This is a genomic window from Vallitalea okinawensis, assembly GCF_002964605.1.
In the GTDB taxonomy this organism is placed as follows: Bacteria; Bacillota; Clostridia; order Lachnospirales; family PQDH01; genus Vallitalea_A; species Vallitalea_A okinawensis.
Genome location: NZ_PQDH01000009.1, coordinates 101,171 through 118,427, shown reverse-complemented (window position 1 = coordinate 118,427; position 17,257 = coordinate 101,171). Strand labels below are relative to the sequence as shown.

The window sequence follows — 17,257 nt, the reverse complement described above, 5'->3', positions numbered from 1 at the left end:
AGGGTAAAGGAGTGTGATGAAAAAATGGCTGAAAAAAATGTAGGTAGAATCATACAGATTATCGGTGCTGTATTGGACATAAAGTTCGAAGAAGGACATTTACCAGAGTTATATAATGCCATTGAAATTAAGAAAAAAGATGGCAAAGCATTAATCGTAGAGGTTGCTCAGCATCCTGGTGATGATATCGTTAGATGTATCTCTATGGATGCTACAGATGGACTTGTTAGAGGAATGGAAGCTGTTGATACAGGAGGTCCAATCTCAGTACCAGTTGGTAAAGCTACGTTAGGTCGTATCTTTAACGTAACAGGTGCTCCTATTGATAATAAGCCAGAACCGGAAGGTGCCAGTACGTGGCCAATTCACCGTCAAGCACCTTCATTTGAAGAACAAGCTACAGAAACAGAAATTTTGGAAACAGGTATCAAAGTAATTGACTTACTTTGTCCTTATGCAAAAGGTGGTAAAATCGGTTTATTCGGTGGTGCCGGTGTTGGTAAAACAGTACTTATCCAAGAGTTAATCCGTAATATTGCTACAGAGCATGGTGGATTCTCTGTATTTACAGGCGTAGGTGAGAGATCGAGAGAAGGTAATGACCTTTATCATGAAATGTGCGAATCAGGGGTTATTGACAAAACAACATTAGTGTTTGGTCAGATGAATGAGCCGCCTGGGGCGAGAATGCGTATTGGTCTTACTGGTCTTACAATGGCCGAGTATTTCCGTGATGAACTTAACCAAGACGTATTATTATTCATTGATAATATTTTCCGTTTTGTACAAGCGGGTTCTGAGGTATCAGCCCTTTTAGGTCGTGTACCATCAGCCGTTGGTTACCAGCCAACATTAGCAACAGAGATGGGTGCATTACAAGAGCGTATAACATCCACAAAACAGGGATCAATCACTTCTGTTCAAGCGGTTTATGTACCAGCCGATGACTTAACTGACCCTGCTCCAGCAACAACTTTTGCTCACTTAGATGCAAAGACTGTATTATCACGTGCTATCGTTGAGCTAGGTATTTATCCTGCAGTAGATCCACTTGACTCTTCTTCACGTGTCCTTGATCCACGTATCGTTGGTGATGAACATTATCAAGTAGCTCGTGGTGTTCAAGAGATTTTACAACGTTATAAAGAGCTTCAAGATATTATCAATATCTTAGGTATGGATGAATTATCTGAAGAAGATAAGATTATCGTAACCCGTGCTAGAAAGGTACAAAGATTCTTATCTCAACCTTTCCACGTTGCAGAGAACTTCACTGGTTTGAATGGTAAATATGTACCATTATCAGAAACTATTCGTAGTTTCAAAGAAATTCTTGATGGTAAACATGATAATGTTCCTGAGGCGGCTTTCTTAATGATGGGTTCAATTGAGGATGTCATTCAAAGAGCTAAAGAACTGTAGGTGATGGCTATGGATCAATTAAACTTAAAAATAATTACACCTGACCGCATCTTCTTTGATGGGCAAGTAGATAAAGCTGTTTTTAAAAGTACAGAAGGGGAATTGGCTATACTTTATGATCATATTCCTATCACAGCATTAATTGATTCATCTTCTTTTACAATCATTCAAGGAGACGAAGAAAAGGTTATTGCTGTTCATGGTGGTTATTTTGAATCTCGAGATGATCGCTTGACTGTTCTCACAGATTCTGCAGAATGGCCATACGAGTTAGATGTTGATCGTGCTAAAGCAGCTGTTAAACGTGCAGAAGAACGATTAGCTCAGGATCTAAAAGATGATATTGACCTTATTCGTGCAGAAGTTTCTCTTAAGAGAGCTTTAACACGTATAGAAGTTGCTGAGTTTGATAAAGGTAGATAGTTTAAAAAAACACACAGGTTTTCCTGTGTGTTTTGTATATTTATTCCTTGAACTCTAAAAAATAAGTATGATAGAATATTAAAAGTAGCATATTAATCAAACACGTGAAGTGAAATTGATATAGTTAATCAATGAACCCTATAGGAGGTTTTGATATGTATCATGTAACCTTAGAAAAGATTTTGCAAGAGATGGAGTTAGTTAACTTAACACCAGATATAGATTTATCAAACCGTCTCATTAGTCATGGTGAAACCAATCGACCGGCACTACAGTTAGCAGGCTTTTATAAGCATTTTGATGCTGAGAGAGTTCAGATTATTGGTAAAGTGGAGCATGCTTATTTAGAAGGATTAGAAGAGAATGAGCGTAAGAAAGTCATAAAAACACTCTTTACCTATGATTTACCTTGTATTATTATAACACGAGACCAAGAGCCCTACCCAGAAATGATCGAGTATGCAAATGATTTTAAAGTTCCGCTTTTGCAATCCAAGAAATCAACCTCATATTTTAATGCAGAGCTTATACGCTTGTTAAAGTTTGAGCTAGCTCCAAGAATATCTATTCACGGAGTATTGGTTGATATCTATGGTGAAGGAATTCTTATCATGGGTGAAAGTGGTATTGGTAAGAGTGAAACAGCATTAGAGTTAGTTAAACGAGGTCACCGGTTAGTAGCAGACGATGTGGTTGAGATTAAAAAAATATCGGATAAAGAATTAATTGGTACCAGTCCAGAAGTCATTCGTCACTTTATTGAATTAAGAGGTATTGGAATTATTGACGTTAAAGAGCTTTTTGGTGTAGAATCTGTTAAGGAAGTGCAATCCATTGACTTAGTAGTGAAATTAGAATTATGGCGTGATGATAAAGAATATGACCGTTTAGGTCTCAATGAAGAATACATTGAGATATTAGGGAATAAAGTAGTCTGTCACTCCATTCCTATCCGTCCTGGTAGAAACATAGCTATTATTGCAGAATCTGCTGCTATTAACCATCGCCAAAAGAACATGGGTTATAATGCAGCCAAAGAACTCAATAAGAGGGTTATGGGCAATATAAAGCGTAGAAAAGATAACCAAGAAAATAGTGGAGGTAAATAAGATGTATTATGTAGGTGTTGATTTAGGCGGCACAAGCATCAAAGCTGCCATTGTATCAGAAGAGGGGAAAATTCTCGTTAAAGATAGTGTACCAACTTATGCAGAGCGATCAAGTGGTGAGATCTTAAAAGACATGGCCATGTTGATTAAAGGATTAATTAGTGATGCAGGTTTATCAGAAGATCAGATCCAATCCATTGGTGTTGGAAGCCCAGGGACACCAGATGTAAAAAACGGAGTTTTACTTTACGCTAATAACTTTGCAGACTTTAATAATGCACCAATACGAGCTGAGCTTCAAAAATATTTAGACTTACCAGTTTACTTAGAGAATGATGCAAATGCTGCTGCTTTAGGCGAATCTATGGTTGGTGCTGGCCGCGAATACGGTAACTGCGTAGCTGTGACATTAGGTACTGGTGTCGGTGGTGGTATTATTATTGATGGTAAGGTTTATGCTGGTAGTTTCCATGGTGGGGCAGAGCTTGGCCATACTGTTATTGAAGTTGGTGGCGAACAATGTAGCTGTGGTCGTAAAGGCTGCTGGGAAGCTTATAGTTCAGCAACTGCTATTATCCGCGATGGACGTATTGCTGCTGCAAGATATCCAAAATGCCTCATTAATGAGTATGTTGATGGTGATTTAAGTAAAGTCAACGCTAAGGTTGTATTTGATGCTTATCATGAAGGTGATGAATATGCTAAAGAAGTTGTTGAGAGATACATTAAGTACTTAGCTATTGGTATCGTTAATACCATCAACTTATTAGAGCCAGAAGTTCTTGTTATCGGTGGAGGTGTATCAGCTCAGAAAGACAATCTTTTAAATCCTCTAATGGAATATGTAAAAGGTGAAGTTTATGGTGGAGAACCAAAAACCAAGATTAAGATAGCGGAATTAGGGAATGACGCAGGTTTGATAGGTGCCGCTTTCTTAGGAAAAATAGGAAATTAATAACTAGATAAACCTATCTATTTTATACAATTTGACCCAATAGGGTCTTTTTTTTCTGTTATTTATAATTTTTATTAGCTAAAATTACCATAAAATATTAAGCGTTGTTATAAAATATGCCGATATATAATATGTGGTATATGATCAAGTAAGCATATGTAACTTCATAACTAGAAGTAAAATTGTAATTTATAAGAGTGTACAGTAATGAATATACAGATGTACACTTGGAGGGGGAGAGGGCTCTAGATGAAGAGAAAGATGAAGCAATCTAAAAGACCGAGAAATTTTAAGAAGCCGAATATGAAGTGGATAGCTTCTCATTTGTCAAGAAAAATTGTTGTTATAACTATTTTTATTTTAGTCTTTACTTTCATGGCAATAGGTGCTGCAACATCTTATTTAGCATCAAAATATATGAACGATAACATGGAAGCCACTATGGAAAATGAAATAGCCAATATTTCGGATAATGTTAAGTTACATTTTGCTGAATACCTAACCATTGTAGATATTTTAAGTAATGATGCTACGACCTTAAATTTTATTAAGGAGGCTTATTTAGCAGAGCATCCAAAAGATATTGATAGGGATGAACATTACATAGAAGTGGTAACAACTTTAGGTAACCTAAAAACAGCTTATGAAGGGCTTACAAACATATATGTAGCTATCGACAGTAATAATGCTGTCATTACAGATGGAGGTTCCATTTTTAAAGATAAAACTGATTTTGATCTATATAGTCGTGATTGGTATAAGCAGACTCTGGAAAATGGAAAGCCAACAGTATCTAAGCCATATAAAGATTTTGAAACCAATAAATACGTGATTACTCTAGCTTCGCCCATTTACATGGGCAATTCGATACGTGGCGTTATCGGTATCGATTTACCTGCTGATGGTGTTTATGATGTCATTAAAGATTTTGAAAATGAGCAGCGAAAAATCTTAGTCGTTGATGAGGCAGGTAATATAGTGTACTGTGATAATGAAGGTCTTAAGGGGCTTAATTTGACCTTATATAACAGTACCTTCTCAGACCAGGTTTATCAAGAGATTATGAATGAACATTTATCGTTGCAAGATGTGAATGGTAATGTCGTTTTATCTTATAGAGAAGAAAGCACAGGGTGGAAGACCATCTTCTTATATGATCAAGATATGGTTTTAAAAACAGTAATGAATGTTATTGGTATTATTCTACTTGTTTTTGCAGTACTCATATTAGGTATTTCTTTTGTGCTTACCCTAATTATCCGTTTCATGTTAAGGGATATACCGCGTATCAATGAACAGATTAAGAAGGTAGCTGGGGGGGACTTCTCCAATGAGATACAAGTACGAACATCTGATGAGATAGGTCAAATTGCCAAAGCATTAAATAGTATGTCTGATGATTTGAAGGATTTCATTGGTAAAGTACAGAAGGCAAGTGATTCAGTAAGTGAAACGTCGGGTTTATTAGCGGCAACAACTTCTGAGACAAGTCTAGCAAGTCAGGAGATAACCAAGACCGTGGAAGAAATAGCAAAGGGTATGAATGAGCAAGCGTCTACTGTAGACGAGTGTGCAAGACTTACTGACGGATTAGGCAATAAGGTTGAAGTTTTATATGAATCAAGTATAGAAGCATCAAAAAGGGTTTCAACGATGACAGAAGCAAGTGAACAAGGTGTTCAAGCCGTTACAACTCTTAAGCAACGTACAGAATATAATAATCATGCCATTGATGATATTGAAGTATCCATTAATGGATTAGAAAATAATTCTTTAGCCATTGGCAGTATATTAGATACCATTACAGCAATTGCTGATCAAACTAACTTATTAGCACTTAATGCATCAATTGAAGCCGCTAGAGCTGGAGAACATGGTAGAGGATTTGCAGTTGTAGCTGATGAAATTCGTAAGTTAGCTGAAGGGTCAGCTAATGCAGCTAAAGAAATTGGGGAGATATTACTCAATATTCAAAGAGAAAGTAAATCTACTGTTGACAGCATGTCTAAAGTGAAACAATCTGCTACAGAGCAGACTGAAGCAGTAACTATGGTAGGCGGTGCTTTCGAGCAGTTAAATACTATTATCTCAGGTCTTAATGAACAATTTGCTAAGAATGCAGAGTATACAGCAGCTCTTAATGAAGATAAGGACCATATTATTGGTTCTATCCAAAATATTTCTGCAGTATCTGAAGAAACTGCAGCAGCTTCAGAAGAGATTAATGCTTCAATGGAAGAACAATTGGCTGGTATCAATCAAGTAGCATCTGAAGCAGATAACTTAAGTGGCGCTACTGAGCAACTCAATGAACAGTTAAATAAATTTAAAATTTAATAGCTATAAAATAACACATGGGTAGATGCAAGCGTAATTAGTTTGTATACTACCATGTGTTATTTTTCGTAATCTCAACAAGAAGTTTTGAAAATCTCTTAATAAGATGTTAAATAAAGGTTGTAATATGTCGAAATAATAAAAGTAGGTTTTTATTAAAAATGATATAAATCTGATTAGAAAAGGCAGTATTAGATCGTAAGAAATATTAGTGGAATTAGGTATATTTACATTAAACTTATAGGATCAAGGAAAACATATTGGACTTAAAAGGAGATATGGTGATGTTGAAGAAGGCCACGAAGAAAAAAATGCCAAAGAAAAAAGAGAGAAAACCTAAAATTAAATCTAGTAGAAAAGGTAATAAAACCACTACTCTTATTAAGAAAGTTAATCTTGCTGTTATGCTAATCCTAATTGTTGGTTTCATGCTATATGGTGTGATTACATCGGTACAGTCCATTGGTAAGTTATCGGCAATGATGACCAATGAAGCGGAACAAAAGATCAAAGGTATTACCACTGAAGTAGATGCTTTTCTAGGAGAATTTGGTCTGTACTTGAAGGTTGTAGGTAATGATGAAACAGTCGCAAGTCTGATGAAGCAAGCTAATGGAGTGAATAAAACCTTACAGATACTTGAGTTTTCAGAATATAACAAAACAGTTTCTAACTTAAGAAATATTAAAGAAGATTTAAAACAGGCTGAAGGTATTTACCTTGTGGTGGATTCTAATAAGGCGATGATTTATGATAATGGTCTGGATTATAAAGGATCGGAAACTGTTAATGAAGAATGGTATGAAATGACTGTGAATAATGAGGACATTACCATCTATGGACCTCACTTTAGTGAGAAATTTAATGATACTGTCATTACCATATCAAAGCCGGTTTATAACCGTCGCCAATTAGTGGGTATTATAGCCGTTGATATAAGCACTGAAATTTTAGCTAAAAAGTATGCAAGCTATGAATCAGATCTAAATGATGTCATGATTTTGAATGGTGAAGAAGTAGTTTATGCTACAGAAGTTGCCTTAGATGATTTGGAGTATATCCAGCAGAATAATGATTATAGGAATCTAATGACCAATATTAATATGCAAGATTCAGGAGATGAGGATAAGGCTAATATCGTTACTGTTGATGGTCGAACGATTCTAGTTGAAATCAGTACTCTAACGGGATGGACAATAATTGTCAATTATTATGTTGATTTAGTTACTTCTGAAATAATCAACATGGGGATTACTTTAGCCATTACCTTGGTTATCTTCATTGTCCTTTCGAATCTTTTAATTTACATTGTATTAAAGCGTATATTAAAAGACTTACCAGCCGTTAATAATGTCATTCAGCAAACGGCGCAGGGAGATTTGACTAATGTGATTGATGTTAAGTCCAAGGACGAAATTGGCCAGATAGCCGTGAACCTTAATGATATGAGCGCTTCACTATCTACCTTTGTCAAGGAAGTAAAGAGTACAAATAGAACTGTATATGGTACATCTGAAGTATTATCAGCAACTACTAATGAAGTAAGTTTGAGTAGTGAAGAAATCACGAAGACCGTAGAACAAATTGCAGCAGGTATGAATGATCAAGCGGATTCTGTAGACCAATGTGTACAGATTGTTAATGCTTTAGGTGTTAAGATTAATAATCTCTATGAAAACAGTAATGCGTCCATTGGACATATGGATAACATGGTAGAAACCAGTGACGGTGGTGCAAAGGCTCTTGGTGAGCTGCATAAAGCTACTGATTATAATAACAACGCTATTGAAACCATCGAGAAGTCTGTCAATGGTCTAGATAATCAAACAAGAGCTATCTCTGATATCCTTAATACCATTACAGCAATTGCTGACCAAACCAACTTACTTGCATTAAATGCGTCTATCGAAGCAGCAAGAGCTGGGGAGTATGGCAGAGGATTTGCAGTAGTGGCAGACGAGATAAGAGGCTTAGCAGAAGGTACTACAAATGCGGCAAAAGAAATTGGTGGTATGTTGACCAATATTCAAGGGGATACCAAAGAAATTGTAACAGATATGACAGATGTGAAGGATACTGCTAGCTTGCAAACGAAAGCTGTTGAGTTAGTTGCAAACGCCTTTGAAGAAATCAATAAAGTTATTGAGCAGATTTCTATTCAATTCAATAGTACAAACAAGATCGCTAACGAATTGAATACAGATAAAGATAGTATCATTGCAACTATGGAAGAAGTCTCCGCTGTATCAGAAGAGACAGCAGCTGCATCAGAAGAGATAAATGCCTCCATGGAAGAGCAGTTAGCAGCTATTAATGAGTTGGTAGCAGAAGCGAATAACTTAAAGAAAGAGGTTGCCAGCTTAGATGAAAAATTAGGTTTTTTCAAAGCTAAGTAGTAATAAGAAATTTAAACAACTAGTATTTTAAGGCACATGACCTAAGGGACCATGTGCCTTTGGTGTGTGTTACTTATTAATGTCAGTTTCTAAGCTTGACTTGTTATTTGTAATGGTATACTTTATAATGATAGAAGTAAGGGTTTCATAAATTTTTATTCATTTGCATAGTATATATTTAGGAAATAGAGAAAGAGGAAGTCTATGTATAAAGAAATAAGTGAAAAGCTTTTAAATAAATACGCCACTATGGAAATTTTATTTGATGAGCCTTTAAAGGAGCATACAAGTTTTAAAATTGGTGGACCAGCAGATCTATTAGTTCGACCTACTTCAATAGAACAGATCAGAGATATAGTAAAGATTATAAGAGACTATGATGTACCTTATTTTATATTAGGTAATGGAAGCAATTTACTTGTTAACGATAAGGGTTTTCGTGGTGTTATTATTCAATTATATAAGAACATGAATGAAGCTAAAATAGAAGGTAACAAAGTGATTGCACAAGCAGGTATTTTATTATCTACATTAGCAAAACGAATTGCAGCATCGTCATTAAAGGGATTTGAATTTGCTTCAGGTATTCCTGGTACTCTGGGTGGTGCCATTTACATGAATGCAGGGGCTTATGGTGGTGAGATGAAGAATCATGTCAGCACAGTGACTGCTATTGACCATGATGGTGAACTACATATCTTGTCTCTAGATGAGTGTGAACTTGGTTATCGCGAGAGTATTTTTCAACAGAACAACTATTTTATTTTAGAAGTGGAAATGACCTTTGAAAAAGGTGATCCGGAAGAAATAAAAGCAATTACGAAGGAGTTAACTTCAAAGCGTAAAGATAAGCAACCTTTGGATCAGCCAAGTGCAGGAAGTACCTTTAAGAGACCTGAAGGTTATTATGCAGGTAAGTTAATTATGGATGCTCACCTTAGAGGTTTTAGTATTGGTGATGCTCAGGTGTCTGAAAAGCATTGTGGTTTTATCATTAATAAAGGATCAGCTACAGCTCAAGATGTAACTAACCTTATTAATCATATACGCAAAACAGTGTATCATCATTTCGGTGTTGCCATGCAACCTGAAGTACGTATTTTAGGTGAGACTTGTCTCGAAAATGTGCAACTAGAGGAACTTGAATAATACGATATTAAATAGACTGCCATGAACTGAAAGGGGAAAAAGACGTGACCTTTTTAATTGTAACAGGAATGTCTGGTGCAGGGAAAAGTACAGTTATTAAGATTTTAGAAGATCTCGGTTTTTTTTGTGTAGATAATATGCCGCCTGAACTCATACCTAAATTTGCAGAAATCTGTTTCAACTCAACCAGTGAATTTAACAAGGTTGCTTTAGGTGTTGATATACGTGGAGGTAAAGAACAGTTTAATCAACTTTTTGAGTTATTAGAAAGTATCAAAGAACATGAATACGATTATAAAGTACTCTTTCTGGATGCTTCTGATGAAACATTGGTAAAGCGTTTTAAAGAAACTAGAAGAAAGCATCCTTTATCTAAGGGAGAGCCTATTTTAGAAACTATCACATCAGAAAGAAACTACTTAAGTGAGGCTAAAAAAAGAGCTAATTTTATTATAGATACAAGTAAGATCTTGCCAAGACAATTAAAAGAAGAAATAGGAGCTATTTTCTTGGAGGGGAAACAATTTGAATCCCTCATGGTGAGTATTACTTCTTTTGGTTTTAAATATGGCATACCTAGTGACTCTGATTTAGTATTCGATGTCCGCTTTATACCTAATCCTTTTTATTTGCCAGAATTAAAAGAGCAAACAGGCAATAACCCTGCTGTTAGAGAATATGTTATGCAGTGGGATGAGTCAAAAGAATTTCTTCAAAAGTTGGATGATATGGTGGATTTCTTAATTCCTTTCTATATTAAGGAAGGGAAGAATCAACTAGTTATCAGTATTGGTTGTACTGGAGGTAAACATCGTTCTGTAACATTAGCTAATGCATTATATGAACGTTTAAAAGATAGTGATTATCGTGTATTTTTATCACACCGAGATATAGAAAATGACAGTAGAAGAAAATAATAGGGGTGTGGAAGGAGGCTAACATGCAAGATATTAAAGTTGCCGTAGTAGGCGGCGGAACTGGCCTTTCCACAATGCTTAGGGGTATTAAAAAATACACTCCTGAGATAACAGCTATAGTCACCGTTTCTGATAATGGTGGAGGATCAGGGGTATTACGCAAAGAGATGAATATTCTCCCACCAGGTGACATAAGAAACTGTATAATGGCTCTATCCAATACAGAGCCCATTATGGAAAAGTTATTTAAATACCGATTCAAAAAAGGGAGTCTAGAGGGACAGAGTTTTGGCAATCTCTTCTTAGCAGCAATGACAGATGTATTAGGTAACTTTGAAGAGGCTGTTCAACATACCAGCGAGGTTTTAAATATTACTGGTAAGGTATTACCTGTAACCAGTGAAGACGTACAGTTATGCGCTCGTCTACAAGATGGGAGCATCATATGTGGTGAAAGTGAAATCGTTGATAAATGCAAAGCAAATGTTTTGAAAATAGATGAGGTATTTCTTTTACCCAACCAACCAAAACCATTAGATGACGCTGTAGCAGCCATTTTGGATGCGGATTTGATTGTATTGGGACCGGGAAGTTTATATACATCTATTATTCCCAATTTCTTAGTCAGTCAAATTGCGAGTGCAATCAAGAAAAGTAAAGCTCATAAAGTTTATATAGGTAATGTCATGACCCAACCAGGTGAAACTGATGGTTATAATTTAAAACAACACGTAGTAGCTATTGAAAAATATTTAGGAAAAGATATAATAGAATATATAATTGTAAATAGTGCCTTTATTCCTGAGGAATATGTGGACAATTATAAAGGTGATCGTGCTTCACCAGTACCTTATTTACTTGATAATTTTAAAAATACCTCTGTTAAAATTGTTGAAAGGGATATAATAAAATTATATAGTGAAAAAAAATTAGTTAGGCACGATTCAGATAAGCTTGCTAAAGCCATATTTGACTTGTACAATAATGTACAAAGGCATGCTATAAGTTGAATAAAATCAACATATTGAACTTATATTTTTAGGTGGTGATGAAGATGTCTTTTTCATCGAAAGTGAAAAACGAATTAGCACGTCATGTTGGCAAAGCAAGACATTGTAGCATAGCAGAAATCGCCGCCATTATTAAAATGTGTGGACATGTAGAAGTTACACCTGCTGTATCAATCGTAGTGCATACAGAGAATCCTTCTGTTGCTAAGAAGTTCTATTTGCTTCTTAAAGAAACTTTTAAAATAAATCCTGAAATAGCCATAAGAAAAAATGTTCATCTAGGTAAGAGTAGAAATTATATCCTTCACTTAAATAATCCTAGCGAGGCAAGCCGTGTATTACAAGCTACTAAGATGCTAGATATAAGCGATAACGGACAAATAAAGACAATTGATGGTATAAACTCATTAATTGTTCAAAGTACATGTTGTAAGAGAGCTTATATTCGAGGAGCATTCTTAGGCGGTGGCTCAGTAAGTGACCCAGAGAAGAACTATCATTTGGAGTTTGTCAATACTTCTGAGGAGCATTGTAAAGCTTTGCAAAAGATCATTCATTCCTTTGAGTTGGATGCTAAAATAGTCCGAAGGAAGAAGTATTTTGTACTCTATATGAAAGACGGTACGCAGATTGTGGACATGTTTAATATTATGGGTGCTCATGTAGCTCTGATGGATTTAGAAAATGTTCGTATTGTTAAAGAAATGCGTAACAATGTTAATCGTATCGTAAACTGTGAAACAGCTAATTTGAACAAGACTGTGTCAGCAGCTGTAAAACAGTTGGAAGATATAAATTATATAGAGTCAATTATTGGACTTGATAAGTTACCATCTAATTTAGAAGAGGTAGCACGTATTCGTCAAATCTATACTGATGCTAGCTTAAAAGAGCTGGGGGCGATGTTAGACCCTGTGGTAGGGAAGTCAGGTGTCAATCACAGGCTCAGAAAAATTAGTAATATTGCTGAAAAGCTCAGAAAAGAAAGGGAGGGCGTAATATGATAGAAAGACAAATCAAAGTAAAAATACCAGAAGGACTTGAGGCAAGACCAGCTGCACTTTTTGTACAAGTAGCAAGTAAGTTTAATTGTCAAGTGTATGTGCATATGCAAGATAAAAAGGTAAATGCAAAGAGTATAATGGGTATGATGTCTCTTGGTGTTATTGAAGGTGAAACGATTATCGTGACAACTAATGGTGAAGATGAAGAACAAGCAATGGAAGAGATCGTTAAATTTTTAGGTGACAAAGAATAATTTTAATGAAAAATTACAAATAATAGCTATAAAGATAACCATCTAATTTCTAATGAACTTGGAGTGGAAGATGATGAAATCAAAACAAGTCTTTATAGTTATTATTTTTTTTGCATTAATTACTGTATGTTGTTTTTCTTTATATGGTTGTGAACAACAGCAACCAGAGGAGGAAGTTAAAGAACAATGGGATATTGTCATTGGATGCCGTAGTTACCCATCTTCTGTAGCCTCATCCTACGTTTTAAAAGAAATCTTAGAAGATCAGAACTATCGCGTAAAAGTAGAGAACAAAGATGAAAATCTATTTGAATCCCTAGGTACTAACAGTGTGAATGTAAGTAATTCCCTTTGGTTATATATAACGGACTACAATGCATTCAAGAGTTTAGGTGATAAAGTTATTGACTTAGGTCCTAACAGTGAACATTACAGTAAAGGGCTTTTAGTACCTGGCTATACAACCATTGGAGATATAGGAGAGTTGGACTTCTATCAACATAAAACCAATGGCGTCATCTATTGTGTCATCGGTTTTGATTACTTGTATGAATTGACACTAAAAACCCTGAAAAAATATGAACTGGATTATACCATACAAATGGTCACTGAAGTACAACTAGAAAATATATTATCTACTTCTTATGAGGATGAAGAGTGGCTTGTTATAGCAGGTTATTCTCCTCATTATATGCTGGATGAGTATGACATGCGTTTTCTTGAGGATTATAAGAGAAGCTACGGTAAACCAGAAGAAATTCATACAGTGGTTAATACAACCTTTCACCAATCTAATCCAGAAGTCGCATCTATCATCGATGCATTCTATCTTTACGATTGGGAACTTAATAATTTGCTCAACAAGCTTGAGAATGAAGAGGAAATCCATACAGAAAAAGTTGTAGAAAGATGGTTAATGGACCATCCTGAAATAGCTAGTAGAAGTTTAGAACCCTAAGATCTTGTCTTAGGGTTTTAAAAAGGAGTTCTTATATTCCGTAGGTGTCATGGAAGTGTGGTTTTTAAATACTTTGGTAAAGTAATGAGCATCGGTGTAGCCTAAATTGTAGGCTAGATCCTTTAATACAATGGATCTATTTTTATGGATTAAATCCTTAGCATAGTTAATTCTTAAGTTATTTAAGTATTTGTTAAAGGAAGTTCCTGTTTCTTTTTTGATGAGCTGACCTAAATAAATATGATTAACATGAAACAGAGTACCTAAACTTCGTAGAGTCAAATTATTAGTAAAGTGAGTGTTAATATAATCAACAACTAAAGCTCTCAGATTAATATCCAGCTTCTCATGGGATAGCTGATCTAGTAAGTTATTAATGGTATCAAGAATCTGCTGCAAATTATAAAACTGTAAAATAAAAAATTCTTTGTTGAACTGATTTACAAGATCCAAACTGGTGAATTGCTTGATGTGCTCATCAATCATATCAAAGAGTTCACTTATGGTGTTTTTGATAACAGTAGGATTGTTCTCTAAATTGACAAGTGTACTTTTTATGATAGTCTTTGCTTCTGCATAAAGTTGTAGTTTAAGTGCTACTATTAATTCTTCTTTAGGTATAAAGGTATTCGTCTTTATATTATAATCTGTTGAGTAATAAACATTCAATTCATTTACTTGAGCGTATCGTTGATACATAACATCCATGGTCTCTTTAAATGCTTGATTCAAATCTTCGGTTAACAAAGTTCTAGAAAAGCCATAGAAGAGTTTTGCAGATTGATCTTCTACATGGATAATAGCATTAATTTCATTAGCCAAATGAGTCATTGTATGATGTGTCAAAACATAATCTGTTGGCATGTTAATAATACCTAAGAAGATGTTCTTATTGATAGGTATGAATCTACATTTAGAGTGAGTCAATAAATCTTCTGTTAAAGATTCGATCGCTTCAATCTCCTTAACACTCATTTCAAAAGCTTTTCTACTATAGGGTTTGACTAAGTTCAGTGTAAAACAGAAGACAAAGGGTTGATCAAATACCCATTCATTAAACTGGATGGTTTGATTTAATTGTATAAAGCTCATTTCGTTGTTGAAATAGGATTTAAAAGCTTCTTCGATATTTCTTCTTGAGTTTTCATTGAGCATCATATCTAAAGTGGTTTCTTTCTTGGCGAGGTGATCAAAATGCCTAATATTTTTACTAGCAGTCATAAGGGCTTCCGTTAATTCCTCATCATTAATAGGCTTTAAAATATAATTAATCACATTATAGGTAATGGCTTTTTTGGCATACTGGAAGTCATCGTATCCACTAATGATGATATATTGTAGATTGGGTAGGATCTCCTTTGTCTTTTCGATAATGGAGAAACCATCAGCAATAGGCATCTTAATGTCTGTTACAATAATATCTGGATGAAAAGTCATGATGCGGTCCAAAGCCTCTTTGCCGTTTTCAGCTTCACCGATTACCTTCATATCTAATTCATCCCAATTCATACGAGCTATAATACTTTTTCTGATTAGACTATTATCATCAACAATTAATACCTTTAACATTTAGACACCCCCTATTGGTCTTTCATTTCTGGAAGTTTGATAACGATTGTTGTTCCTTTATTCACCTTACTATACACCTTCAATGCAGTTTTGATACGGTACTGAAGGCATAGCCTTGCATTAACATTTCTAAGCCCAATATGCTCTTTCCTTGAAATAAAATATTGAAAATTATTAACATCCATATGGATGGAATTATTGATTTCCTTGAGTGAATCAGGCTTTATTCCTTTTCCATTATCGTGGACAATAATATAGATATTATTTTTGGACTTAGTTGTTTTTATTGATATGCGATATTCTTCAGAACCTAAATCATTAAAGCCATGTTTAATACAGTTTTCAATCAAAGGCTGTAATGTGAGTTGAGGTACTTTATAATGTGAAATATCTTCACAAATATTAAATTCAAACATGAGTTCATGATCAAATCTTATTTTCTGTAAATAGAGATAATCTTTAATATATTTAAGCTCTCGACCCAAGGAGATGGTGTCTGGAGCTCTTAGATTATATCTAAAGAGATTACCTAGTTTCTGGGTCATGACACTTGTTGATTTCGCATCTTCTAAAACGGCTTGACTGCTAATCAGTTCCAATGTGTTGAATAAAAAATGTGGATCAATTTTTTGCTGTAGTGCACTAAGTTGAGATTCTACTTTTAGAAGATTAATTTTGTGGTTCTTTTCCATAAGATGGTTGATTTTGTTAATCATCTGATCATAAGATTGAGATAAATCTTCAATCTCCTCTAGATCATAAAAGGGGTGTGAATAGGTAATATCTCCTTGTTCAGCCCTTTTGATAGAAGCAATGAGAGATTTTATGGGAAAGACAATCTTGGCAGAAATATTATAGGATAAAAAGATATTGATTAATAATATAATGATGATAATTGGTAAAAGTAGCATACCAAAACGATAGAGGTTATCCAGTTCGCTTTGTGTATTCAAAACAGCATAAATTTTTAGTCCCGTTTTTTCAGATGATTTTTCTTTTGTTAAAAAATATTCTTTATATCCATGTAAATCATTAGTCAGTGTTGTATAAATAATACGCTCTGCATGATCATAAATAGCAATGGTCATTCCGGTAGGAACTTTATTATCAAAGTAAGAAATAAAATTTTCAATAGGTATTGCAAAGTTAACAGAGCCTATTAAATCTGTTTCAGTAAAATTATATAAACCTAGAGCGTAATTAAGAGTAGATGAATCCTCTGACAGGAAGATGTTCTGGGTTGTATCATTTTTCAAATGCTCAGCCAGGTTATTAGGTATCGTTGTGTTGGTTGGTGGGAAAACTTGCTGCGTTAAATTATTGATATTGAGAGAAGTCTCATCGCTAAAATTAAACATGTACTCGATGGATGTATAGAACAGATGAGTTTCCTCATAACTGCTAATTTCATTACTATGAACAATGTAATTTCTTAAATCCTGATTAGCATTAATGATGGACCATTTTTCTTCATAACCCTTAAAAAAACTATCCACATAGTTATCGATAAATTGAATATTACTCTCTAAGCGTTGATTGGCATTATGCATCATTGTAAAATAAAGAATCAAGTAAGCTGACAAATAAATCATAATGATCGTAATAACGGATAAAAGCAATTGATTTCTTAAAATCTGTTTATGAATGCTCTTCCTTCTCATAGCCAACCCCTCACTATCTCTGATTTATATGATATTAGTCGCTTTTATCTTTCTTAACATTCAAACTTCCTTAAAAAGACGTAGCGACTTTTA

14 protein-coding genes are annotated in these 17,257 nt (G+C 34.7%); 12 read left to right on the top strand and 2 right to left on the bottom strand.

Features of this window, described 5'->3' with window-relative positions:
- Positions 1 to 24: 24 nt before the first annotated feature.
- From atpD to C1Y58_RS20600, 12 genes are all read left to right on the top strand, one after another.
- The gene (atpD, locus tag C1Y58_RS20655; RefSeq protein WP_105618365.1) at positions 25 to 1,422 is read left to right on the top strand and encodes a F0F1 ATP synthase subunit beta; all 1,398 of its coding nucleotides are present in this window, start codon (positions 25 to 27) and stop codon (positions 1,420 to 1,422) included.
- 9 nt (positions 1,423 to 1,431) lie between these two features.
- Positions 1,432 to 1,845 (top strand): ATP synthase F1 subunit epsilon, encoded by a 414-nt coding sequence (gene atpC, locus C1Y58_RS20650; protein WP_157950223.1) that lies wholly within the window; start codon positions 1,432 to 1,434, stop codon positions 1,843 to 1,845.
- A 155-nt stretch (positions 1,846 to 2,000) separates the two neighbouring features.
- A complete protein-coding gene (hprK, locus tag C1Y58_RS20645; RefSeq protein WP_105618361.1) occupies positions 2,001 to 2,954 on the top strand; it encodes an HPr(Ser) kinase/phosphatase in 954 nt (317 codons plus the stop codon).
- 1 nt (position 2,955) lies between these two features.
- Positions 2,956 to 3,909, top strand: a complete 954-nt coding sequence (locus tag C1Y58_RS20640) for an ROK family protein (RefSeq protein WP_105618359.1) — start codon at positions 2,956 to 2,958, stop codon at positions 3,907 to 3,909.
- A gap of 249 nt (positions 3,910 to 4,158) precedes the next feature.
- On the top strand, positions 4,159 to 6,246 hold the full coding sequence (locus tag C1Y58_RS20635; protein WP_105618357.1) for a methyl-accepting chemotaxis protein: 2,088 nt from the start codon (positions 4,159 to 4,161) through the stop codon (positions 6,244 to 6,246).
- A gap of 284 nt (positions 6,247 to 6,530) precedes the next feature.
- On the top strand, positions 6,531 to 8,642 hold the full coding sequence (locus C1Y58_RS20630; RefSeq protein ID WP_170311654.1) for a methyl-accepting chemotaxis protein: 2,112 nt from the start codon (positions 6,531 to 6,533) through the stop codon (positions 8,640 to 8,642).
- A 204-nt stretch (positions 8,643 to 8,846) separates the two neighbouring features.
- Positions 8,847 to 9,791, top strand: a complete 945-nt coding sequence (gene murB / locus C1Y58_RS20625) for a UDP-N-acetylmuramate dehydrogenase (protein WP_105618353.1) — start codon at positions 8,847 to 8,849, stop codon at positions 9,789 to 9,791.
- 44 nt (positions 9,792 to 9,835) lie between these two features.
- Positions 9,836 to 10,708 (top strand): RNase adapter RapZ, encoded by an 873-nt coding sequence (rapZ, locus tag C1Y58_RS20620; protein WP_105618351.1) that lies wholly within the window; start codon positions 9,836 to 9,838, stop codon positions 10,706 to 10,708.
- A gap of 23 nt (positions 10,709 to 10,731) precedes the next feature.
- Positions 10,732 to 11,718, top strand: coding sequence for a gluconeogenesis factor YvcK family protein (locus C1Y58_RS20615; RefSeq protein WP_105618349.1), 987 nt, complete (start codon positions 10,732 to 10,734; stop codon positions 11,716 to 11,718).
- 44 nt (positions 11,719 to 11,762) lie between these two features.
- A complete protein-coding gene (gene whiA / locus C1Y58_RS20610; protein ID WP_105618347.1) occupies positions 11,763 to 12,722 on the top strand; it encodes a DNA-binding protein WhiA in 960 nt (319 codons plus the stop codon).
- Positions 12,719 to 12,976, top strand: a complete 258-nt coding sequence (locus C1Y58_RS20605) for an HPr family phosphocarrier protein (RefSeq protein WP_105618345.1) — start codon at positions 12,719 to 12,721, stop codon at positions 12,974 to 12,976. The genes whiA and C1Y58_RS20605 overlap by 4 nt, the downstream gene beginning before the upstream one ends.
- Before the next feature lie 70 nt (positions 12,977 to 13,046).
- A complete protein-coding gene (locus C1Y58_RS20600) occupies positions 13,047 to 13,934 on the top strand; it encodes a glycine betaine ABC transporter substrate-binding protein (protein WP_170311653.1) in 888 nt (295 codons plus the stop codon).
- Between the two features lie 9 nt (positions 13,935 to 13,943).
- On the opposite strand, the gene C1Y58_RS20595 is transcribed toward C1Y58_RS20600, so the two are convergent.
- Positions 13,944 to 15,503, bottom strand: a complete 1,560-nt coding sequence (locus C1Y58_RS20595; RefSeq protein ID WP_105618341.1) for a response regulator transcription factor — start codon at positions 15,501 to 15,503, stop codon at positions 13,944 to 13,946.
- Between the two features lie 11 nt (positions 15,504 to 15,514).
- Positions 15,515 to 17,164 (bottom strand): sensor histidine kinase, encoded by a 1,650-nt coding sequence (locus C1Y58_RS20590; protein ID WP_105618340.1) that lies wholly within the window; start codon positions 17,162 to 17,164, stop codon positions 15,515 to 15,517.
- Positions 17,165 to 17,257: the final 93 nt, after the last annotated feature.

Bases quoted from the DNA above. Each gene is read 5' to 3' on its own strand.
- atpD (WP_105618365.1), top strand. From the start codon at position 25: ATGGCTGAAAAAAATGTAGGTAGAATCATACAGATTATCGGTGCTGTA.
- atpC (WP_157950223.1), top strand. From the start codon at position 1,432: ATGGATCAATTAAACTTAAAAATAATTACACCTGACCGCATCTTCTTT.
- hprK (WP_105618361.1), top strand. From the start codon at position 2,001: ATGTATCATGTAACCTTAGAAAAGATTTTGCAAGAGATGGAGTTAGTT.
- C1Y58_RS20640 (WP_105618359.1), top strand. From the start codon at position 2,956: ATGTATTATGTAGGTGTTGATTTAGGCGGCACAAGCATCAAAGCTGCC.
- C1Y58_RS20635 (WP_105618357.1), top strand. From the start codon at position 4,159: ATGAAGAGAAAGATGAAGCAATCTAAAAGACCGAGAAATTTTAAGAAG.
- C1Y58_RS20630 (WP_170311654.1), top strand. From the start codon at position 6,531: ATGTTGAAGAAGGCCACGAAGAAAAAAATGCCAAAGAAAAAAGAGAGA.
- murB (WP_105618353.1), top strand. From the start codon at position 8,847: ATGTATAAAGAAATAAGTGAAAAGCTTTTAAATAAATACGCCACTATG.
- C1Y58_RS20615 (WP_105618349.1), top strand. From the start codon at position 10,732: ATGCAAGATATTAAAGTTGCCGTAGTAGGCGGCGGAACTGGCCTTTCC.
- whiA (WP_105618347.1), top strand. From the start codon at position 11,763: ATGTCTTTTTCATCGAAAGTGAAAAACGAATTAGCACGTCATGTTGGC.
- C1Y58_RS20605 (WP_105618345.1), top strand. From the start codon at position 12,719: ATGATAGAAAGACAAATCAAAGTAAAAATACCAGAAGGACTTGAGGCA.
- C1Y58_RS20600 (WP_170311653.1), top strand. From the start codon at position 13,047: ATGATGAAATCAAAACAAGTCTTTATAGTTATTATTTTTTTTGCATTA.
- C1Y58_RS20595 (WP_105618341.1), bottom strand. From the start codon at position 15,503: ATGTTAAAGGTATTAATTGTTGATGATAATAGTCTAATCAGAAAAAGT.
- C1Y58_RS20590 (WP_105618340.1), bottom strand. From the start codon at position 17,164: ATGAGAAGGAAGAGCATTCATAAACAGATTTTAAGAAATCAATTGCTT.